Source organism: Paenibacillus paridis (assembly GCF_006345825.1).
In the GTDB taxonomy this organism is placed as follows: Bacteria; Bacillota; Bacilli; order Paenibacillales; family Paenibacillaceae; genus Pristimantibacillus; species Pristimantibacillus paridis.
The window spans coordinates 1437839-1458999 of record NZ_VCIX01000092.1 but is presented as its reverse complement, the minus strand read 5'-3'; the positions used below and the strand labels follow the sequence as shown (position 1 = coordinate 1458999).

Sequence of the window (21161 nt, the reverse complement as noted above, 5' to 3'; positions counted from 1 at the left end):
ATACAGTAGTATACGAAATCAGTTCGCACTGGTTTCGTGTATCTCATAGGGAGATGATCGGGATGGATATTCAATTATCGGCGCTGCACTGGGTTTATTTAGGTTTCGTTATAGCTATTATCGGATTTATGCTAATGCGGCGCGATACCACATTAATTTGTATCGCAGGCATTTTGGGAATCGGCATTCTTGCAACGACTTCGGCAAGCGGTTCTGTAAGCGGTATTTTCAACAGCTTCATATTTGCAATAAAAGAACTGATCGGCACAATATTGATTATCTCCATTATTGTGGCCATGAGCCGGATACTCATCCGAACCGGTATAAATGAAATTATGATCTCGCCGTTTACTCGGTTCCTAAGAACGCCTGCTCTCGCTTTTTGGGGAATCGGACTCATTATGATGGTGACATCGTGGTTTTTTTGGCCATCGCCTGCGGTTGCGCTTATTGGAGCCGTCTTGCTTCCTGTTGCGCTACGTGTAGGGCTGCCAGCTCTCGGAGCTGCTGTTGCCATGAACCTATTCGGCCACGGCATTGCTTTATCCGGCGATTATATCATTCAGGGTGCTCCTAAACTTACGGCTGACGCCGCCGGAATACCTGTAAGCTCTGTTATGCAAGCCAGCATACCTTTAGTCATAGTGATGGGTTTAGTAACGACTGTCGCTGCATATTGGATGATGCGGCGCGACCAGAAGCTGGGGACTTGGCGCGATGGCTTGATAGCTACAACGAACGATAAAGAGCAAGTGATCGATCCTAATGAAGAATTGGACCGCACCGCTTTGTCGCTTAACACCAAGCGCCTGCTTGCCATCCTCATTCCGGTTTTGTTTGCCTTAGACGTTATAGCCATGTTTATCCTTGATCTTCAAGGAGGGGACGCAACAGCACTGATCGGCGGTACTGCCATCCTCATTATGCTTCTGATTACGATGCTAACTCACAAAGGCAAAGGTTTAGAAAAAACGACGAGTTATTTAATTGAGGGCTTTTTGTTTGGCTTTAAAGTATTCGGACCCGTCATTCCTATTGCTGCCTTCTTTTATTTAGGAGACTCCGGTTTTTTGGCAATGTTTGGGGAGAAGCTTCCTGAAGCCTCTCATGGCATTGTAAATGACCTTGGCATTGCCCTCGCACATGTCGTGCCAGTAAATGGATTTGTAGGTTCAATCACCTTAACGGTTGTAGGCGCAATCACCGGTCTAGATGGATCAGGCTTCTCTGGCATCTCCCTGGCAGGGTCGATCGCGCAGCTGTTCGGCCATGCTATTGGTTCGGGCGTTGCCACCTTAACAGCCCTTGGCCAGGTCGCTGCCATATGGGTTGGTGGCGGTACCATCATCCCTTGGGCACTCATTCCTGCCGCTGCCATTTGCGGCATTGATCCTTTTGAGCTAGCACGACGCAATTTGAAGCCTGTCCTTATCGGTCTCGCTGTAACAACGATCGTCGCTATGTTTTTGATCTAGTGCTTCTTTGCTTACGGTATAGCAATGCGGCGGCGGAGCCAACAATAATTACGCTGAACAGCAGGATCATGTTACGTACGAATGTTTCGCCTGACTGCTGCTCTCCTTCACTTGCCTGCGGCGGCAAGGAGCCGCTGCCGAGCAGCGAGATCTGTTGCTCCGCCTGATTATGAAGAACCGTTCCATTGCAAAGGTTTACTTCAAGTGATTTTCCAGTGGCAGTAGCATATACCAAATATCTTTCTCCCATCGTGAACTCATAGCCGCAGCTCTCGCTGCTCCCGGCAGTTAACACTTCAATAGTGGGCGCTACGTGCCCTTTCCACACTTCATTGACTTGAAAGTTTGCTTTTACCGCTTTGGCTGGAGAGTTTAATAAACGCATGGAAGATGACTTGACTGCGGTTACAGTTCCTTCAAATACAGCATCGCTTTTGGCTTGCGCTTCTTCTACAGCAATCGTGCCGGCGCATGAGCAAGCCGAGGCTTTTGTTCCTCCTAAAAGCATGCTGCCGATGATAAGGATCATCGATAGCCCCACGCTGATTAAGCATCTTTTGATCATCATAAAATAGTTCCCCCGACTTTTTTCTGTAATAGGTATTTTTAGGCCTTTAAGATAAGACGTAATGAAATGGGAAAAAGTTTCAACTTTGGTAAGAAGAACGCTTGATGTCGTCCTTTCTGTAGACACCATCGTTTCTGCGAGACGTATGGTGAAAGCACGAGCAAACTCCTATACGGTGCTACATTTCAAGAAGAATTGGCCTCTTCTACCTCAGCAAGAGGAAGCTATACAGAAAAAAGGCTGAATTTAATGCAGCAACCGCCGCTTTAAATCCAGCCTTTATTGAATTATGCTTTTACATTTTGTTTGGAATCCTTGACAAGCTCGACTTTGGATGGCCAAAATGCATGTTTGCCAAGCAAAGTCGTAATCGCTGGCACAAGGAATGGACGAACGATAAAGGTATCCATTAAGACACCTATTGCGGTAATAAGCCCAAATTGGACAAGCACTTGAATCGGAAGCGACGCTAATACTGCAAAAGTTGCAGCTAATATTAGCCCTGCTGATGTAATGACACCGCCGGTCTCGCTTACGCCCTCTTTTATAGCTTGCTTTAAAGGCATTGTTTTGCGCTTATTCCATATGCTCGAGATCATGAAAATATTGTAATCCTCGCCGAGAGCAATCAAGAATACAAAGGAGTAAAGCGGTATGGCGCCTTGGATCGCCTCTACTCCCATAAATTCATGCAAAATGATCCATCCGAGCCCGAGAGCAGCAGCATAGGACAGCAATACGGTACCTATCAGATATAGCATAGCAGTTACAGACCTTAGGTAGGCTAGCAGCAGCACCATAATAAGCCCAATAACCAAAGGAATAATGACACGGTTATCGCGGTCCGTCAGCACTTTGGAGTCATATTGCGTCGCTGTTTGGCCTCCGACCCATACCTTTTGCTCCACATCGGTCAACCCTGCGCCCGTTAATGAAGCTTCGGCTGCTGCATGAAGTTTCGGAATCGTATCCATGGCTTCTTGCGAATAGGGATTAATATTCAAAATTACGCTATAGGACATTAAATTTGGATCGTCCGTGCTTTGCTTTGGCTCTTGTACATGATCGACCAGCGGAACGCCGGCAAGAGACGTATCCAGATCCTGTGCAGCACCTTCTGTCTGAACGACAACCGTTATCGGTGCGAGATCGCCAGGCGTGAACGTTCTCGAGATGACTTCAAACCCTTCACGGGATGGCATATCTTCAGGAAATGAAGACAACAAATCGTATGTGTACTTAATTTGGCTAGAGAAACTTGCAAGAATACCTAGCACAAGCACAGATGAAATAACGACTGTCCACGGCTTAGCAATAACGATACTTCCGATTTTAGAGCCCAGCTTCTTCTGCGGGTTAGGCTTGAGATAAGGTTTGCCTTTCCTCGCTGCACGGGACTGTTCCATAAATTCCGTACGCGGAATGAAAGGGAAAAAGGAAGCTCTCCCTATGATCGCAAGCAGTGCAGGAACAAGTGTGAGACTCGCTATGCCCATAATCAGTATCGATAAGCTGAATGGTACTGCAAAGCGATCATAGGCACCGTACTTGGCAGCCAACAACGCAAGCAAGGATAATACAACCGTGAAACCACTCATCGCGATAGCGCCGGAAGCATCCTTGAACGAGCGTCTTAAAGCTTTCATTTTGTCGCTCTCACGCGTAAGCTCCTGACGGAAATGTGAGATGAAGAACAGACAATAATCCGTTCCGGCACCAAACAAGAGCACGGTCATGATTGATATGGCTTGTGCATCAACGGTAATCCAGCCTTCTCCAGCCATCCAGCCTAGAAGCGGACTGGTTACGGCATAAGCAAAGCCAACTCCGACAAGCGGTATAATCGCGAGGATTGGCGACCGATAAATCAGCAGTAACAATACAAGCACGATTAATACGGTTGCGATGAGCAGAGAAACGTCAGCACCCTTGAATAAGCTGGTCGCGTCTACGGAAATGCCTGCGGGTCCGCTGATTCGCACGCTAAGTTCAGCAGCATCGTTCGTAGCAACGTCAAAAGGCTTTTTACCCGAAGCTTGTTCGATAACCACTTGTATGGCGTCCATGTTTTCTTTTAAAACTTCAGTTTCTGTCTGTTCGCCGAAAGAGATTGGTTGTACAAGCGTTGTTCCATCATCAGATGCAAAGTCCTTTAAAGCAGGCAGCGGCATTTGATGCAAAGGTACAACATCTCCTTGCTCTTTCAAAGGAGCTTCAACGATGGTTTGAGTCGTTTTCTGAATAAGTACATAATCTTCCTCTGTTAACCCACTTTCACGGTGCCAGACTACGAGCGCGGGAATACCCGATGAGCTAGGGAATTTTTCCTTAATGAGCTGATCCGCCACAACCGAGGGGCTATCCGCCTCTAGATTTGGTGCATTGCTCTGTTCCTTTTCGCCAACTGCGGGAAGAAATACGCTCAGAAGTGCAGCTATGATGATCCAGGCGGCTAACGTGACCCATCTGGTACGCGGCCCTGCAATAATCCCAGCTAGTTTTTCGATCATTTGACAAATCCTCCATTTCACATTATCGCTCATATCGTTTAAAATATAATCATGCTGCTAATTAATTATATATACCCGAAGGTTAATTAATCAATCATTAATTTTGACAATATGATGAATGGAGGGCATGGCAATGAGCGAGGAGCCAGTTAAACGCAAACCAGGCCGTCCCAAAGGCACAGGTTCAATTCAGACGATGCATCAAATATTGCGAACCGCTGCGTATTTATTTATGGAGCATGGTTTTGAAAAGGTATCTTTGGAAGGTGTAGCAAAAGCCTGCGGGATCACCAAAGCAAGCGTATATTACTATTTTAACAACAAGGCTATTCTCTTTACGGAATGTCTCCAGTTTGTATTGAAGATGGCCTATGATCAAACGGCCAAGCTTGTTCATAGCCCAGGTCCCCTTAGGGAGCGAATGCTTGAAGTTGCCATTCGTCATATGAACAATGCCCATGTCGAGTTTGAAACGATGATGCGGGAGGCGTCCAGCGGCTTGACCGAGGAACAAGCCGAAAGCATTCGGGCTAGCGAGCATGCGCTGCACGAATTGATAGCCCGCGTGTTTCAGCAAGCTATCGATGAAGGAGAGATTGTCGGTAACGATGCCATGCTGCTTGCTCACATCTTCACGGCTATGCTGACCATAAAAAACCGTAAAGAAATTATAAATCATGAAAAAACAGTGGAACAAGCTGCTGCCGAAATCGTAGAACTATTGTGGACAGGTTTGGAACCGCGCTAGCTCATATTAAATTGGAGGTTATTTGATGTTAAAGACTGCTTTAGGCCGGTTGCGTTTCATCGGCTTCTATGAAGGGATTTCCTTTCTTGTGCTGCTGCTCATTGCGATGCCGCTCAAGTATTGGGCAGATTTCCCGCACGCTGTCACTGTAGTTGGAGGTTTGCATGGGCTCTTATTTGTCCTTTATATGCTTGCCGTTCTTCATGTTTGGATAGCTCACCGCTGGTCGATACTCAAGGTCGCAGCCGCTTTTATCGCTGCTTTTCTGCCATTTGGCACCTTCGTGCTCGACAAGAAGCTTCTTCGCGGTTAATTATTCAGACAATAAACCAAGAATTAAACAGGCGATTCCGGCTATCGGATCGCCTGTTTCTTATATATGAAGCCAGCCCAGGGCATTTGCCCTGGGCTGGCTTCATATATAAGAAAGCATAGCCTTAGGCTATACTTTCCTATATTTCTTGGAACGAAAGGTCCCGCATCGCCAAAGGATGGAAACAACAGTTTTACCTTGGCTTATGCTAAGAAAAGCAAATTAATTATGGAATTCCTGCCCATCATGAACCGCTTTGACAAAGCCTGCTCGGATAACGTAATCTCCGAAATGCTCGCCGGATTGACGCTCCTTCGCGTACTGATGGATAATCGGCTTCAAGGTGTCGAGAATTTCGGTCTCGTCAATATTTTCACGGTAGAGCTTATTCAGCCTCTCGCCAGCAAAGCCAGCCCCCATGTACATATTGTATTTGCCTAACGATTTGCCGATAAAGGAGATTTCGCCGAGAGCTGGTCTAGCGCAGCCATTCGGGCAACCTGTCATTCTGATGTTGATCTCCTTGTCGCGAAGACCGGCTTCATTGATAATCGGCTCCAGCTTGTCGATCAAAGTCGGCAGGTAACGCTCAGCTTCCGCCATGGCAAGTCCGCAAGTCGGCAAAGATACACAAGATAAAGAGCTTCTGCGCAGGGCAGAATGCTGCGTACCATCCGTTAAGCCATACTGCTCCGCCAATTCGGAAATTTTACGTTTCTTCTGGCTGCTTACATTGCCAATAATGAGGTTTTGATTCGGCGTAATCCGGAAATCGCCAGCATGAACCTTAGCGATCTCGCGCAGTCCGGTCATTAGGTTATAACCGTCTTTGTCTTCAATGCGCCCGCTTTGGATGTAAAGCGTCAAATTCCATTTGCCGTTACTGCCCTTCAGCCAGCCGTAACGGTCGCCATTGTTATCGAATTGATAAGGACGGACTTCCTCAAGCTGCCAACCAAGACGGTTTTCCAGCTCGGTTTTGAACCATTCGATACCATGGCGGTCAATCGTATATTTGAATCTTGCATTTTTACGAATGGAACGGTTTCCGTAATCCCGTTGAATCATGACCGTTTTCTCCGCAAGCGCCACGATACGCTCAGGCGTACAGAAGCCAATGACTTTACCAAGCTGCGGATAAGTCGTTGAATCTCCATGCGTCATCCCCATGCCGCCGCCAACAGAAATGTTGAAGCCTTTCAGCTTCCCGTCTTCTACGACAGCAATATAGCCGATATCCTGCGAGAATACATCCACATCATTATGAGGCGGGATCGCAAATCCGATTTTGAATTTACGTGGCAAATATACCGGCCCGTAGATAGGTTCAACCTCTGCCCCATCTTGTTGACCGTCAATCACTTTCTCTCCGTCAAGCCAGATTTCATGATAAGCGCGAGTCCGCGGCGCCAAGTGGTCATTCACTTGACGAGCCCAGTAGCTCACTTCTTCATGAAGATCGGATTGAAACGGATTCGGACTGCACATTACGTTGCGGTTAACATCCCCGCAGGCTGCAAGTGTAGTCATCAGCTCGCTGTTGATTTTTTGCAGCGTCGGTTTCAAATTCCATTTAAGGATACCGTGCATTTGAAAGGTTTGACGAGTCGTCAAACGCAGCGTGCCGTTGCCGTACTTGTGTGCCAGCCCATCCATCGCTAGCCATTGATCAGAGGTGGCTACGCCGCTAGGCAAGACCACCCGGATCATAAATTGAAATGCTGGCTCCAGCTTTTGCTTCTCACGCTCATTCCGCAGATCCCGGTCGTCCTGCATATAACTCCCGTGAAATTTCAACAACCGATTGTCATCCTCAGGCAGGCCGCCTGTAATCGGATTTCTCATGGTTTCAACTAGCGCGCCGCGCAAATAATTGCTTTCGATCTTGATATGCTCAACCTCGCTTGGCGGGCCGCCGATCGGCTTAACCAATTGCTCTTTTGCCATTGTTGCTGTCTCCTCTCGCAATCATAAACACACTCATGCTGATTATTTATCTATTTAATAAACGTCACGCTGGTAGCGCTGTTCCTGCTGTAGATTTTCAAGGTAAGCTGCGGCTTCTTCGGCGCTCAAACCGCCTTCTTGTTCAATCACGGTAAGCAAAGCCGAATGTACATCATGAGCCATATGCTTCTCATCTCCGCAAATATATACATAAGCTCCTTCTTGCAGCCATGCAAACAGCTCCCGGCTTTTCTCCAGCAAACGGTGCTGAACGTATACCTTTTCTTCTGTATCGCGAGAGAAGGCAACATCTAGCTTCGTAAGCACACCGTCTTTTAGCATTCTCTGCCAATCCGTCTGATAGAGGAAGTCTGTTACGAAATGACGGTCTCCATAGAAGAGCCATGATTTCCCCTCTGCGCCAAGCTCCTCACGCTCCTCAAGAAATGCCCGGAATGGCGCTACGCCAGTGCCTGGGCCAACCATAATGATCGGTGTCTCCGGATTAGCCGGCAGCTTGAAGTTCGGATTTTGCTGAATGTAAATCGGCAAGCTGTCCCCTGGTTGCACGCGTTCCGCGCAATGAATTGAACACACGCCGTATCGATCGCGGCCATGGGATTCGTAACGAACAGCGCGAATGGTCAGGTGAACTTCATCCTCATTCGCTTTAAAGCTGCTTGCAATGGAGTAAAGACGCGCTGGCAGCTTTCTTAGAATAGCAACCAAGCTGCTTGGAGATGCCTGCCATGGGGCAAAATCCTGCACCAAATCAAGCAGATCCCGTCCGTTGATATAATTTTTGAGCTCTTGCTCCTTGCCTGGTGCGATAAGTTCCCGCAATCCGGCATGCAGCGACAGTTCTGCGGCTTGTGTAAGCAATGGTTTCGTTAAAGTCGTAATTTCATAATGCTTAAGCAGCGCTTCTCTGAGCGAGCCTTGCTCGCCATTTTTGTTAATGGGAACGATTTCTTCCGGATTCCAGCCAAACTCTTGAATAATCGCATCAACGAGCGCAGGATGGTTTTCCGGATATATGCCAAGGCTATCGCCTGGTTCGTATTGTAAATTGGAACCTTCCAAGGACAGCTCCAAATGACGGGTTTCCCGATCTGAGCCGCGGCCGTTCAGATTCAAATTGGCCAGAACTTCCGCTCTAAACGGATTTGTGCGCGAATAGGCAGATGGCTCGGCAGCAACATCGTTCGCTAGATCTGTAGCCGCTGCTGCAAGAGCCGCTCCTGATACCGCATTGACACGATTGCCTAATGAGTTAAGCACTTGCGCAGACCAGCTTGCCACCGGCTCATCATAATCCAGGTCGCAGTCCACACGCGGGCATAGCCGCTTTCCGCCAAGCTCTTCCAGCCGCTTGTCAAAGTCTTTGCCCGTCTGGCAGAAAAACTCATAGGACGTATCTCCAAGCGCCAGAACGGAGAAATGCAGGTTCTCAAGCTGTGGCGCTCGCTTGCTATAGAGAAACTCGTGGAACGCCCGCGCGTTATCTGGCGGTTCGCCTTCGCCGTGAGTACTGACGATAAGCAGTAAATTTTCAACCTTCTTCAAGCCATTCGTCTTGAACTTGTTCATGGCTGCTAGAGTGACTTGAAAGCCCTGCTCTTCCAGCTTGCGTCCAAACCCCGTTGCGAGCCGTTGGCAGTTGCCGGTTTGGGAACCGAACAAGATCGTAACTTCTTTGGATGCGGCAGGTTGGTTGATTGCAATTACGGTCTCTGCAGCAGCTGGAGCCGCTGCAATTGCTTGGATTTCCGAAACGGCTGTAGCCGCTCCAGCCGACGCTTGGCTGGCAAATAAATAACCGGTAAGCCATACGCGCTGAGACTCGGTCAATGTAGGCAGGAGGCGATTTAGAAGCTCGGCCTGCTCTTGGTTAAACGGACTGTTCGTTACCTGAAGTTGCAACAATATCCACCTCTCATAAACATAAAATCATCAACATTTCGTTTCCTCTGAAAAAACCATTACAATATTACTTAACCTAACATAATCAGACAAATCCTTCAACGCTGTCCACGAGCCTTCAAAATCCCATATTTATGCAATTTGGCGATATTGCTCGTGAAAATAAAGAAATCAGGGCAATTTGCCCTGATTTAAGGTGGTTTATCAGAAAAAATGATCGTTTAGATATAAAAAAATGATAGATGAATGACTTGATATTTTTGGCGAAAAAAGCTAAATGAAAATGGTTCTCGGTGCTTCTCTTACAATTGAGCGGTTAATGGCATTTTTTTATAAAATGATAAAATAAAATAGTGCTGCAAGCGCAAAGCGATAATAGGCAAACCAAGATAGCTTAATTTTTTTCATCATATTGATAAAGGTCACAACGGCAATCATCGCGACAATGAAAGCAGCGATAAGTCCAATCAGGAACAGAGGCAGGTCGGCCATGGTCAGAAACTCCCTGCTTTTGAGTAGATCGATGCCGCTTGCTCCTGCCATGATGGGAACCGAGACGATAAATGTAAACTCTGCGGCTGCCTTCTGACTCGTTCCAAAAAGCATGCCGCCTGATATCGTGGAGCCGGAACGCGAGAAGCCCGGCCAAAGCGCAAGCACCTGGAAGCAGCCGATCGCAAAGGCCTGCTTATATGTAATATCATCAAGCTCTTCTGCTGCGGGCTTTCGCTTCACCCGATCGGCGATAATCATCAGAATGCCGCCCGCTACGAGCCCGATGAGGACCGTCTGCGGGCCAAACAAGTATTGCTTAATGAATGAATGCAGCACAACCGCGAAGACACCAGCAGGAATCATCGCCAGCAATACATGAAGGGCATTCAAGCCTGAGCCTTTGCTTATCTTGAAGTTAAGCAGCTTGGCAAACCGCTTTCGATAGAGCACCAGCACAGCGAGTACAGCACCAAATTGGATGACCACCTCAAACGTCTTGGCCCGGTCTCCCGTGAATTTCAGCAGCTCTGCCGTTAAAATCAAGTGTCCGGTTGACGAGACGGGCAAAAACTCGGTCAATCCTTCCACAATCCCCATAATAATGGCATTAATTAAATCCCCCAACGCCCAGGCCCCCTCATAAATAGACTAAAATACGGCTCCTTATACAAGCCTATGCATGTCCGTAAGCGCTAATCTCACTTTCGCTCAAATCCGTTTGGATTTCGATTTTTCGAATGCGATTATCATCTCGCTCGCGTATGATAAAGGTCATATTATCATACGTCCATGGCTCTCCTACGGGAAGCTCCGGCTTCTGGTTGAACAGCCATCCGCCAATCGAATCCACGTCTTCACTGTCCAAATGGGTCCCCGCCGCTTCATTCCAGTCACTGATCGAGGCTTTTCCATTGACCAAATATCGCTGCTGCTCAATGATTTCGATTTCCTTCACCTCATCCGCGTCAAACTCATCGCGTATTTCGCCTACGATCTCTTCGATGATGTCTTCGATCGTAATCAAGCCCGCGGTGCCTCCGTATTCATCGAGCAACATCGCAATATGCACTCGTTCCTGCTGCATTTTTCGGAGCAGCTTATTGATGGGTATAACCTCTGGAACGGACATGACCGGCTGCAGCAGCTTGACCACCTCAACATCGCGGTCGGTATCATAGCGCAGAAAAAACTGCTTCGTGTTCAAGATGCCGATGATGTTGTCCTTGCTGCCCTTCGCAACCGGAAATCGGGTATACTGCTCCTTCTTAATGATTTCAAGGTTCTGGTCACGGGTAAGGTCCGTGAATAAACAAACCATATCCGTGCGCGGCACCATAATCTCACGCGCCAACCGTTCATCGAAATCAAATATCCGGTTCACATAGCCATATTCACTTTTATTGATTTTGCCGCTCTCATAGCTCTCGGACAAGATAATGCGGATTTCTTCTTCAGAATGCGCTTCATGCTCGCTTGTAGGCTTTAATCCCAGAAATCGAACCAAACCGTTAGCGGAGCCGTTGAGCAGCCAAATGAAAGGATACATCACCTTATAAAAAACGACGATAATTGGCGCTGTCCATTGGCTGACTTCCTCCGATTTAATAATCGCCAGCGTCTTCGGAGCTAGCTCGCCGAGAACCACATGCAAATACGTCACGATTAGAAACGAAATCACGAACGACAAGACCGAGCTCAGCTCGCCTTCGATATGAAGACGGTCAAAGATGGGATGCAAGATCTGCTCCACAGTTGGTTCACCCAGCCAGCCGAGACCAAGCGCTGTAATCGTAATGCCAAGCTGACAGGCGGATAAATATCCGTCCAATTTGCTTGTCACTTGAAGAACGGCTCTAGCGTTCTTCGCTCCTTCTGCTACCATCTGATTAACCCGGCTTGAGCGCATGCGAATAATCGCAAACTCCGTTGCTACGAAGAATGCCGTAAATACAAGCAATAGTGCGAATAGAACGAGCTTTAAAACCATCGTATTCTCCCTTTTGGCAACGGAGATGCGATTAGTAGCCTACCTCAACCGACGCGTTTACGATATAGATCAAATCGTTTTTGTCGTCTTTATCGGGCAAGACCACACCGCTAGTCGTAAGCATCCCGCCGTCGAGCAGCTCTACGGTCACTTGACCGTACGGCAGCACTGCTTTGACCTGCTCCACATCAAGCAGTTCATGGTCACAAGGAAGCGCAAGCCTTACCCGCACTTTCATCTGATCCAGCGACCCACCCGGAAGCAGCGACCGCAGTCCCGGCATCGAGTTGTGGTGAATGGCGTTTTGTACCGCACGCACCGATGCCTTCGTAATATTTTGACCGTGAAGATCGCACCCCATGCCTATTTCTATAAAAAATAAGTTGTCCACTTAATTATCCTCTCCCTTATTCCAGCATTTGATACATGCTCGCAAGTTTACCATGGCACATCATCGTTATTTGATGGACTCTCGCCAGCCGGCGTGTAGCTATAGCCAGAATCAGCGTCTTCTGCCGGTTTACGGCTGCCGATTCGCGGCATCACATCGACCAAATCCAGCGGCTGCACTAGCTCTACCGGAGACATGCCCTTCTCGAATTGAAACGCATCGCCTTCAATGACAACCACATAACGGCCGTTATGCTTGGCAAAATGAATCGCGGCTCCAAAGTCGGCAAGCAGCCCCTTAACGGTTACATCATCTAGTTTAAAAGAGAACTGCAAATCCGGCTTCTGCTCGACGAGCGCTGCCGCTGCCACCTCAACCTGCTCAGGTGTCCACCATTCCTGTAATTCCCGCTTCTCGCTCGCAGCCCAGACCTCGACCGCATTCTCCTCCTCGCGGCGCTCGCTGCTCTCGTCCTCCTGCCATTTGTCGGCAATAAATTGATGGACCATCTCAACCACCTGCTCGCCCATTACTTCCGGCAATGGCTTCTCGTAGGAGACATATTTCAAGAAATCCTCGAAATAACGAGCATGCGAGGCCTGGTGAATTTTCAGCTCCCAATGCTCCAGCATTCCTTCCTCAGGCATATGCGGGTACTGGATCGACTTAATGCTGCGGGCGCTTATCGCCATCTCTACTTGGGAAATCAGGCTCTTCTCATCGGAAATTCTAGCGATCTTAGGTTCAAAGTCGCACTTGAGAAGAAACAAAAACGGCTCGTCAAAATACGTATTCAGCTTGGATAGAGCAATAATAAATGCCCCGCCCCTAACCGCGCTTGTATCCATGTATATCCGGACAAGCTCATCTGCAATGCCTATGAACCTCTCCTTCGAATCCGCGTCGCGCAGGCGCTGGAACAAATTATAGTTTTGGTTGCTGCCCAGCTCATAGCCGGGCTCGACCATGAAGCGGCCGATTTTCGTCGGGGCTCCGGCGGAGTTCGGATTGCGCTCCACCTTCCTCTTCACGATCCGCTTGAACTCATCATCGAGAAACCGTTGTATCTCGCTATCCTCGTAAGTATCCTCCTCCAGCGTTTGATAATGCTTGTAACGCTTGCCTGAGGAGGCGGCACTCTCCTCTCCATCGGTATGGATGACGAAAAAAGATAAATATTGCAGGTTAAAATCCACGTTTACTATTCCTCCAAGCTGACTAATTTCATCTCTTTAGAATAGCATATCTCGTCCCTTCGCGACATCAGGCGAGAGAACCTCGCGCGGTTGTGCCGTTGTACAAGGATACAGGGCAAATTGGCAAAAAAAGCATAGGCAAACACAGCTATTATGCCCCAGCCCTCATTCCAAAGTATGAACAGGGGGGTCATTAGCAGCATGCACCAATGGGCCCATTCGCCGCGTCTCGTTTCCTTGGTGAATTGCTGCAAATAGGAAAGCGTGTTTGTCTGAAGCTTTTTTTTGGCAAATCCACCCTTCATCCATGCTCCTCCGTCGGGGAGCCAGCCCTTCCAGCGGTTTATCCTTAAAATACGACTATATATTTTCCCGTTTCGCTCCATCGGAAGAAGCCTAAGCAGCCCCTGATCCTGATGAAACCAACGGTCAGGCAATTGAATGAACACGAAACTGATCAACAGAGGCAGCAGTGACAACCCTCCGATATTCATAATCCAGACGAAATAGGCCGGCAGCTTAAGGAACATCGATCTGCCTCCCTTTCCACGAAACTTTTCGATTAACAAACGAAAGAATGAAAGAGTAAAGAAACACGGCTGCAAAAAATAGCATATAGGCTGGATAAAAAAGCTTCGTATACCATTTGAACGTTCCGCTTAGCTCAAGCCCCCTTGCGACCGTCCATACTGCGAACGTATAAAGGACAAGCGAGGCTAACCAGTCTGCTGCATCCGGCAAAGCAGGCATGGAGAACAAACGAATTGCGGCAGAAGCAAGCCCGGAAAACCATAAGATCACAAGAAGCAGCATCGCAAAAGGTGTTGAGCCTGCGCCAAGTCCAATGCTCTTGGACCAGCCTTGCACAAGCAGCCTCCAGCCTATCGGATACATTCGAAACTGCAGCAGCCCTTTGCCAAGAAGCAAGCGCGATGATGCGCCAGCAGACTTGAATTGCTTGCCCAAATGGACATGCTCCAAAATTTCCGATCGTACTTTCTCATGGCCACCCATCTCAAAATACTGCTCCCTGCTGCAAGCCGCGCAAGGACCAAAGCCATCGGTACGCATCGGGAAGACGCTTCTCGTTCCGGAGCCCGCCGTAATGACGAGATTAAAGAACGCGGAGCATTGCTCACGGAAAGATGGCACGTCATGCCCAGGCTGAACCGTAATCAGTCCATCCGTTTGCTGAAGCTGCTTATGCATCTGCTCAAGGAATTGCGGCATAGGACGGGTATCCGCATCGATAAATACCAGCCATGCCCCTTTGGATACGTTAGCCCCCTGCCAGCAAGCCCATGATTTTCCGATCCAGCCCTGCGGCAAAGGCTGTGCCTTGTGTACCACAACGCCATAAGCGGCGGCTGTCTCAGCAGTAGCATCCTCAGAGCCGTCATCTACCACGATGATCTCATAAGGAAGGCGAGTCTGCTCCATAAGCAAGGGCAGCAGAATATGCAAATTATGTGCTTCATTGCGCGCAGGAATGATAACCGAAACCATTCCCTCTTGCTTGGCGCTTTGATATTCATCCGACATCGCTCCACTTACGGCACTCTCCGGTTGACTACTTTTCCGATTTGCCAGCCAAGCTGGTTGAAAAAGCAAAAAACCGACCGCTATGCAGGCGGCATCCCAAAAATAAAGAATCATAGGGCAATATCTCCTTTTAAGGTTAAAAGCTAACGAGCAAACTCTATGAAACCGTAAATCATTATAATTTATATTGAACGGATTAAAAGTTTTCAGATGTACCGTATTTCCTGACGCGAAAGCGTACACACTGGGATTAATAGGAATTAAATGGGGGTATGAATCTATTATCAACCATTTTAGCTATTTCAAATCAGGAGGAATATAGGATGAATAAAAAAGTTATTGTAATTGGAGGCGGGTTGGCTGGGCTATCAGCTGCCATTCGGCTGCGTGCTGACGGTCATGACGTGCTCGTGCTGGAAAAAAACGAAAGAGCCGGCGGCAAGCTGAATATTCGCGAAGGCGCGGGATACCGATTCGATACCGGCCCATCCATATTGACTATGCCTTGGGTTCTGGAGCAGCTGTTCGCTTCTGCCGGCAAAAAGTTGGAAGACTACATGACTTTAAAGAGGGTCGAGCCGCAGTGGCGGGCTAAATATGAGGATGGGACCGAGCTGGACGTACTTGGCGACCTGCCGAATATGCTTGCGCAGATTGGTTCGCTATCTCCGGATGACCGGGATCGCTTTATCCGTTATGTGGACTATTGCCGCCAGCAATATGAGCTTAGCTTAAAAAGCTTCTACAGCCGCTCGATTACGGGCATATCGGATATGCGCCAGCAGCATTCCTTGAAAGAGCTTCTGGCGATGGATCCATTAAAATCAATGGCTCAAAAAACGGAGCATTATTTGCGCCACCCGCATTTGAAGCAGCTCTTTAACTTTATGATTATGTATATTGGCTCATCGCCTTACGCAGCACCGGCAGCCTTGTCTCAACTCATTTACGTTCAAATGGGGCTTGGCATTTACTATGTCGAAGGCGGTATGTACAACATTGCCAGAGGCATGCTTCGGTTACTGGTTGAGCTCGGCGTGGAGGTAAGGACAAATAGCGAGGTGCTTGAGATTATTGCGGAGAACGGCCGGGCCACGGGTGTCCGCTTGGAAAACGAGACGATAGCCTGCGACCTGGTTGTGTGCAATCTGGAAGCGGTGCCTGCTCACAAAAGCATTCTCGGGTCCCAGCCTCAAAGCGCATCGACCATAAAGAAGCTGGCCAAATACGAACCTTCCGTATCAGGTCATGTCATGCTGCTTGGCGTCAATCGGTCCTATGACAACTTTAAGCACCATAATTTCCTATTCTCCAAGCGGCCAGAGCAAGAGTTTCGCGATATGTTTGTGAACAAGAGACCATCGGCTGACCCGACCGTTTATGTCGGTATCTCATCCAAAAACGATCCATCGCAAGCGCCTGCCGGCAAAGAGAATTGGTTCGTCTTAACGCATGTTCCACCGCTGCGGGAGGGAGAAAATTGGGCGACCTATCAAGAAGCTTACCGCGAGCTCGTGCTGGATAAGCTTGAGCGGATGGGTGCACAGGATCTGAGAAAGCATATTGAATGGGAATACCAATTTCTTCCGAATGACCTTCAATCGCTTTACGGCTCCAACGGAGGCTCCATTTATGGCGTTGTTACGGATCGCAAGCTGAACGGAGGCTTCAAAATCGCATCTAGAAGCGCCATGCTAGGCAATTTATATTTTGTTGGCGGCTCCACCCATCCGGGAGGCGGCGTGCCAATGGTCACGTTAAGCGGACAATTGACGGCCGACCTCATACGCGAGGATTTGCTGAAACAAGATGTCATTTAATTCGTTTCATACGGAACAGGCTGATAACGGTAAGCAGGCGTGCGCTCGATATCATTGTAGCTGCGATGCCAAATACCAGTGGTTGCGGGAGACATTGGCGGAATGAGCCATGACCAGCGGCCCGTCACCTCCCTGCCTTGCTCCTGCTCTTGCCTCTCGAAACGAAGAAATTGCTCTGCAGCCGTATGATGATCGACAATGCTAACGCCGTGCTTCTTGAACGAATGAAGCACGGCTATATTTAATTCGGTCAGCGCGCGATCCTTCCACAAGGAGGTATTTGTTGACGTATCGAATTGGAACAGCTTGGCTACCGCTGGCAGCTGGTTATACCTATCGCTGTCAGATAAATTTCGCGCCCCTATCTCTGTCCCCATATACCAGCCATTGAATGGTGCTGCGGCATATCGAATCCCGCCGATTTCAAGCTCCATATCCGCGATAAACGGAACGGCATACCATTGTAATTGGAGCTCTCCGAAATTTTCGTGCGCGGGGTGAGTTAAGCGTACCTCCAGAACCGTTTCCTCCGGCAAAGGAAACCACTTCGGGGCACTACCTTCCATTTGCACAACCAGAGGCAGCACATCAAAGCGAGTTCCTGCGCTCTTCCAGCCAAGCTTCTCGCAAGCAGCCGTGAATGCAAGCGATGCGGAGTCGCCTACGATCCCTTCGTCCATGGCATAACCGGCGTAACGAACAAGCTGATGGTTCCAAATTCTTAAGCGATTAGACGCATGGCTTGCCGGAAATACCGTAATTGCCGGCCGGACGCGCCCGTGATTCGTCGCATAACCCATATGCTTGAAGATTCGGCTTGCTGCATCAATCTCATCCTTGACATCACGGGCATCAAACACCTCTAGCGTTTGCCAAAACAGTCGTCCGATACAGCGGTTGTTATTCCGCCATGCCATTCTCGCTCCGTGCTTGAGCTCCTCATAGGTATGGGTATAGCTGCCTGTCCGCTCGATTTCTAGCAGCGCTTCGTTTATGCGAAACTTAGCCTCCTCCTCGCTCCTCCCCAGCTCAAAATAGGCTTCGCCTAGAAAGGAGGCAGCTTGCTCCTCCATGGTCTTGTTTTCTGTCGTTATCATCCTGATTTCTCCTCGTTCTCCGCCAGCTTTATGAGCACTCTGCGCTTCCTGTAAAGCATCGTGGCTGCCTCTGCTACATCATTCAGCATGCCGCGATTAATAAATGCGCCAAACAACATGCCTGCGACCGGTATCATTTGAAACAGCTTTTTCCATCCGAAATTATCGCGGTACACGGTCACAACCTCGCGCCATCCTTGCAATTGCGAGAGCATTTGATTGCTGCGGCTGGCAGGGTCATAGGCGCCAAGTTCCTCAATAATCGCTTTTTTCCCAACGATATCTGAAGAAGCGAATTGCATCACCTTGACAGCAAATACGCGTTCTTCTTTGACCTTAGGATCGAAGCCATAACAGACTGCGATTTCCTGAATAATTTTGAGTGAAAGCCCAAGTACGGCCGGAATGTCAACGGCTAACGTAAAGATACCGCCAATTCCGGTGGTTGCGCCCTGAAGTGTAGCCATTGCCGAGCGGCTTGATGACAGCTGCGCTGCGCTTTTGTTCATGACCGCTAACGGCATAGCTGCCAGATCGCCAATCGTAATGGGTTCATTCTTGTCTATGTTTAGGCTCTGCTCTACATCTGAATTTCGGTTCACCCGTTCGATTACCGAGCGTTCGGAAATGAGATATTTGCCGCCGGTTTGAATATAGCTGCCGATTTCGTCTACGGCCTGGCCAATCTTCTCTTGGATGAACTTTGGCGTTACCTTATCCAATAACATGAAGGGCAATCGGCCGAGCTTCTCCCAAAACCATAAATCCTTCTGTTCTTTTTCCCATACTTCGATTTCCAGTAAAGCTGCTTGCAATTGCTCTTGCGTATCGATGCCCGTCCCCATTTTCTTATACACGCTCCTTATTCGCTTGTAATACGCTCACAAACGACAAATGGATTCGTTGTTCACATTATTGTTCCAAATGAACGGTTCGTAAACAAAAAAGAAATAGGAGAGGCATTCTTGCCGAGCACACTGAGCGTCAGCATATAGCAATAACCGCTGCGGTAATCGCAGCGGCATGCCTTTTAAGTATAGCTGAATTAAGAATGATCTGCCAGCAGCGAAGAAAGCGTGCCTCGGTAGAACAGCTTCAGCTTATGCAGGGCACGAGTACACCCAACATATAGAAGCTTGGCATCGAGAGGCGTATACGCTCCCTCGCCTGCATCCGCAACCAGCACGGCATCAAATTCCAGCCCTTTCGATAAATAGACGGGAACGACTGACAATCCACCGCCGTAAGCAGGTTGTTTGCTCTGTACGAGCGAAGCATCAAAGCCCTGTTTTATCAAATATTCATAAATTTCGTCACATTCAAGCGCTGTACGGCCGATAACCGAAATCGTCTCGTACTCGCCCTTTGCCTGCCATTCACGAACGGTAGCTTCAATGCCAGCGAGCCATTTTTCTTCCGGCGCATGCTCCGCAAGCACTTCGTCGCCGCTGCGGAACACGGGTACGGCAGGCTTGACACCACCAATCATGCTGCCTAATATTTTATTCGCAAATTCGATAATTTCCATCGTGGAGCGGTAGCTCCGGTTAAGCTCATAAAAGCCAATTTGCTCTTGTTCAAACAAAGCCGTAAGCTCATCCCAGCTCTGCACGCCGGCATAAGCATGAATCCCCTGCTGCAAATCGCCCAGCACCGTCATGGAAGCGGTTCTTTGACAGAGCCGCAGAACCTCTAGTTGAAACGGCGAGTAATCCTGCGCTTCGTCAATAACGATATGGTCGAACGCCTGCTTGGGCAAGCCGAACAACTGAAGCTGAATGTAAGCAAGCGGCGCCAAATCCTCAGCGGCTGCAAGCCCCTTCTTCAGCCTATCGGCAGTTGCCGCGGCGACGGGCTTAGGAATGCCTGCTGCGAGCTGTTTCCCGCTGAATAAGGACGCGTAAAGTTGAACGGAAGTGTAGGACGGTATTTTTTTTGTATAGCTGTTGAACTTGGCCAGTGCCTTCGCACGGACTTTCTTGTCCGAAATGCCTTTCATTTTTAGCTCGGACTCAAACCAGCGGCGAATGCGGCTAACCAACCGATCCCGTTTCTTCATTAGCGTCTCTTCACCGTAATCCGTGTCATACCATTCGCGCATTTGTTCAGGGCTCAGCTCAAGCCGATCGATCGGGATAAAAGGCACCGTCGGCACAATTCGCTGCTCAAAGTCAGCAATCCGCTCATCGACGATGGCTTTGAATGCCAGATTGCCTTTGAAACGCCCGGAAGCATGCTCAATCTCGTCAGCAGTCCGGCGCTCCTCGAACCAATATGCCATCGTGTCGGCAGGATCACTTACGGCGATCGTTTTCTCAAGAAGCTCAATTGACCAGTCGCTAAAGGTTGTCTGCTGAATATCGCCTACCCCAAGCTCGGGCAAAACGCCGGATATGTAATCTAGGAACATCCGGTTAGGCGCGAATATAATCATGCGCTCCGCACGCATGCGGTCTGCGTATTGATAAAGCAGAAATGCGAGCCTGTGCAGCGCAACCGTCGTTTTCCCACTACCCGCAACTCCCTGAATGAACAGTGCTTTATTCCGGTCCGCACGAATGATACGGTCCTGCTCGCCTTGGATCGTTGATACAATGTCACGCAGCTTATTATCTTTGTTCTCGCCAAGCCGGTATAACAGAAATTCATCCGTAACGGAGCCTTCCTCTTGTCCACGAATATAGCTGTCAACCAGCCGGACAATTTCGCCTTGGCGAATCATAAAGTTTCGTTTCAGATGTACAAATCCTTCAATTTCCCCGTCCGGGGATTCATAAGAGGCTGGCGCTTCTCCGCCGGTAAAAGAGTAAAATACGCTAGCTGCCGGTGCGCGCCAGTCGATTACAAGCAGCTCATTGCTGCCTTTTTTGGCTACGCCTGCTTTGCCGATGTATAACGGTTTCTGCTCTCCGGCAGGCAGCTCCTGAAAATCGATGCGTCCGAAATAGGGCTCCCGTTTGGAGATTTCAAGTCTGAGTCTCCGTTCCTCTTGCTGCAAGTCGAGCATTTGCTCTGTGAAATCGTCACCTTTGTAACGAGGCCCAATGTCCTGCAGCTGGTTTAAAATATCACGCAGCGCTTCCGTTAAGCGAGTCTGCTCTTCTTGATAGGCACTTTGAACTGTCAAGTCAGTTACCTCCTAAGTTTAG

Annotated in this window: 17 protein-coding genes; 4 read left to right on the top strand and 13 right to left on the bottom strand. The window is 48.8% G+C overall.

All coding sequences use genetic code 11. The annotated features are described in order from the left end of the window. Positions 1-62 precede the first annotated feature (62 nt). The gene (locus FJQ58_RS28370; RefSeq protein ID WP_139998617.1) at positions 63-1475 is read left to right on the top strand and encodes a hypothetical protein; all 1413 of its coding nucleotides are present in this window, start codon (positions 63-65) and stop codon (positions 1473-1475) included. Here FJQ58_RS28370 and FJQ58_RS28365 read toward each other — a convergent pair. Next, a complete protein-coding gene (locus FJQ58_RS28365; protein WP_162341813.1) occupies positions 1459-2043 on the bottom strand; it encodes a hypothetical protein in 585 nt (194 codons plus the stop codon). The two genes, FJQ58_RS28370 and FJQ58_RS28365, sit on opposite strands and share 17 nt — an antisense overlap. A gap of 287 nt (positions 2044-2330) precedes the next feature. Next, positions 2331-4553 carry an MMPL family transporter gene (locus FJQ58_RS28360; RefSeq protein WP_139998614.1) on the bottom strand — a complete coding sequence of 741 codons (2223 nt, stop codon included), beginning with the start codon at positions 4551-4553 and terminating at the stop codon, positions 2331-2333. Positions 4554-4686: 133 nt separating this feature from the next. Here FJQ58_RS28360 and FJQ58_RS28355 point away from each other — a divergent pair, with 133 nt between their 5' ends. Next, positions 4687-5301: a TetR/AcrR family transcriptional regulator gene (locus FJQ58_RS28355; protein WP_162341811.1), complete on the top strand. Its 615-nt coding sequence runs from the start codon at positions 4687-4689 to the stop codon at positions 5299-5301. 25 nt (positions 5302-5326) lie between these two features. Next, entirely contained in the window at positions 5327-5614 is a 288-nt protein-coding gene (locus FJQ58_RS28350) for a DUF3817 domain-containing protein (protein ID WP_139998610.1), read from the top strand. 222 nt (positions 5615-5836) lie between these two features. Here FJQ58_RS28350 and cysI read toward each other — a convergent pair whose 3' ends face one another. The 8 genes from cysI to FJQ58_RS28310 form a co-directional block, all read right to left on the bottom strand. Continuing rightward, positions 5837-7561 (bottom strand): assimilatory sulfite reductase (NADPH) hemoprotein subunit, encoded by a 1725-nt coding sequence (gene cysI / locus FJQ58_RS28345; protein ID WP_139998608.1) that lies wholly within the window; start codon positions 7559-7561, stop codon positions 5837-5839. A 54-nt stretch (positions 7562-7615) separates the two neighbouring features. Beyond that, on the bottom strand, positions 7616-9484 hold the full coding sequence (locus tag FJQ58_RS28340; protein WP_140000162.1) for an assimilatory sulfite reductase (NADPH) flavoprotein subunit: 1869 nt from the start codon (positions 9482-9484) through the stop codon (positions 7616-7618). A 330-nt stretch (positions 9485-9814) separates the two neighbouring features. Next, complete coding sequence (gene bacA, locus FJQ58_RS28335; RefSeq protein WP_139998606.1) at positions 9815-10603, bottom strand: undecaprenyl-diphosphate phosphatase; 789 nt, start codon at positions 10601-10603, stop codon at positions 9815-9817. Between the two features lie 49 nt (positions 10604-10652). Then, positions 10653-11966 carry a hemolysin family protein gene (locus tag FJQ58_RS28330; RefSeq protein ID WP_139998604.1) on the bottom strand — a complete coding sequence of 438 codons (1314 nt, stop codon included), beginning with the start codon at positions 11964-11966 and terminating at the stop codon, positions 10653-10655. 31 nt (positions 11967-11997) lie between these two features. Beyond that, on the bottom strand, positions 11998-12357 hold the full coding sequence (locus FJQ58_RS28325) for a Lin0512 family protein (RefSeq protein ID WP_139998602.1): 360 nt from the start codon (positions 12355-12357) through the stop codon (positions 11998-12000). Between the two features lie 47 nt (positions 12358-12404). Beyond that, positions 12405-13553: a DUF3900 domain-containing protein gene (locus FJQ58_RS28320; RefSeq protein WP_139998600.1), complete on the bottom strand. Its 1149-nt coding sequence runs from the start codon at positions 13551-13553 to the stop codon at positions 12405-12407. Positions 13554-13558: 5 nt separating this feature from the next. After that, positions 13559-14083, bottom strand: a complete 525-nt coding sequence (locus FJQ58_RS28315; protein WP_139998598.1) for a glycosyl-4,4'-diaponeurosporenoate acyltransferase CrtO family protein — start codon at positions 14081-14083, stop codon at positions 13559-13561. Next, positions 14073-15209, bottom strand: coding sequence for a glycosyltransferase family 2 protein (locus FJQ58_RS28310; protein ID WP_139998596.1), 1137 nt, complete (start codon positions 15207-15209; stop codon positions 14073-14075). The genes FJQ58_RS28315 and FJQ58_RS28310 overlap by 11 nt, the downstream gene beginning before the upstream one ends. Before the next feature lie 209 nt (positions 15210-15418). On the opposite strand from FJQ58_RS28310, the gene FJQ58_RS28305 reads away from it, so the two are divergent. After that, positions 15419-16915: a phytoene desaturase family protein gene (locus FJQ58_RS28305; protein ID WP_139998594.1), complete on the top strand. Its 1497-nt coding sequence runs from the start codon at positions 15419-15421 to the stop codon at positions 16913-16915. Here FJQ58_RS28305 and FJQ58_RS28300 read toward each other — a convergent pair. The 3 genes from FJQ58_RS28300 to FJQ58_RS28290 form a co-directional block, all read right to left on the bottom strand. Beyond that, positions 16912-18012: a nitric oxide synthase oxygenase gene (locus tag FJQ58_RS28300; RefSeq protein ID WP_139998592.1), complete on the bottom strand. Its 1101-nt coding sequence runs from the start codon at positions 18010-18012 to the stop codon at positions 16912-16914. The two genes, FJQ58_RS28305 and FJQ58_RS28300, sit on opposite strands and share 4 nt — an antisense overlap. Further along, complete coding sequence (locus tag FJQ58_RS28295) at positions 18009-18857, bottom strand: EcsC family protein (RefSeq protein WP_140000160.1); 849 nt, start codon at positions 18855-18857, stop codon at positions 18009-18011. Before FJQ58_RS28295 ends, FJQ58_RS28300 begins: the two co-directional genes overlap by 4 nt. Positions 18858-19057: 200 nt before the next feature. Further along, positions 19058-21139 (bottom strand): HelD family protein, encoded by a 2082-nt coding sequence (locus FJQ58_RS28290; protein WP_139998590.1) that lies wholly within the window; start codon positions 21137-21139, stop codon positions 19058-19060. Between the last annotated feature and the right edge of the window lie 22 nt (positions 21140-21161).

Excerpts from the sequence above, each read along its gene's own strand:
- FJQ58_RS28330 (WP_139998604.1), bottom strand. The coding sequence starts at position 11,966 with ATGGTTTTAAAGCTCGTTCTATTCGCACTATTGCTTGTATTTACGGCA.
- FJQ58_RS28300 (WP_139998592.1), bottom strand. The coding sequence starts at position 18,012 with ATGATAACGACAGAAAACAAGACCATGGAGGAGCAAGCTGCCTCCTTT.
- FJQ58_RS28305 (WP_139998594.1), top strand. The coding sequence starts at position 15,419 with ATGAATAAAAAAGTTATTGTAATTGGAGGCGGGTTGGCTGGGCTATCA.
- FJQ58_RS28365 (WP_162341813.1), bottom strand. The coding sequence starts at position 2,043 with ATGATGATCAAAAGATGCTTAATCAGCGTGGGGCTATCGATGATCCTT.
- FJQ58_RS28295 (WP_140000160.1), bottom strand. The coding sequence starts at position 18,857 with ATGGGGACGGGCATCGATACGCAAGAGCAATTGCAAGCAGCTTTACTG.
- FJQ58_RS28370 (WP_139998617.1), top strand. The coding sequence starts at position 63 with ATGGATATTCAATTATCGGCGCTGCACTGGGTTTATTTAGGTTTCGTT.
- FJQ58_RS28360 (WP_139998614.1), bottom strand. The coding sequence starts at position 4,553 with ATGATCGAAAAACTAGCTGGGATTATTGCAGGGCCGCGTACCAGATGG.
- FJQ58_RS28355 (WP_162341811.1), top strand. The coding sequence starts at position 4,687 with ATGAGCGAGGAGCCAGTTAAACGCAAACCAGGCCGTCCCAAAGGCACA.
- FJQ58_RS28315 (WP_139998598.1), bottom strand. The coding sequence starts at position 14,083 with ATGTTCCTTAAGCTGCCGGCCTATTTCGTCTGGATTATGAATATCGGA.
- FJQ58_RS28310 (WP_139998596.1), bottom strand. The coding sequence starts at position 15,209 with ATGATTCTTTATTTTTGGGATGCCGCCTGCATAGCGGTCGGTTTTTTG.
- cysI (WP_139998608.1), bottom strand. The coding sequence starts at position 7,561 with ATGGCAAAAGAGCAATTGGTTAAGCCGATCGGCGGCCCGCCAAGCGAG.
- FJQ58_RS28350 (WP_139998610.1), top strand. The coding sequence starts at position 5,327 with ATGTTAAAGACTGCTTTAGGCCGGTTGCGTTTCATCGGCTTCTATGAA.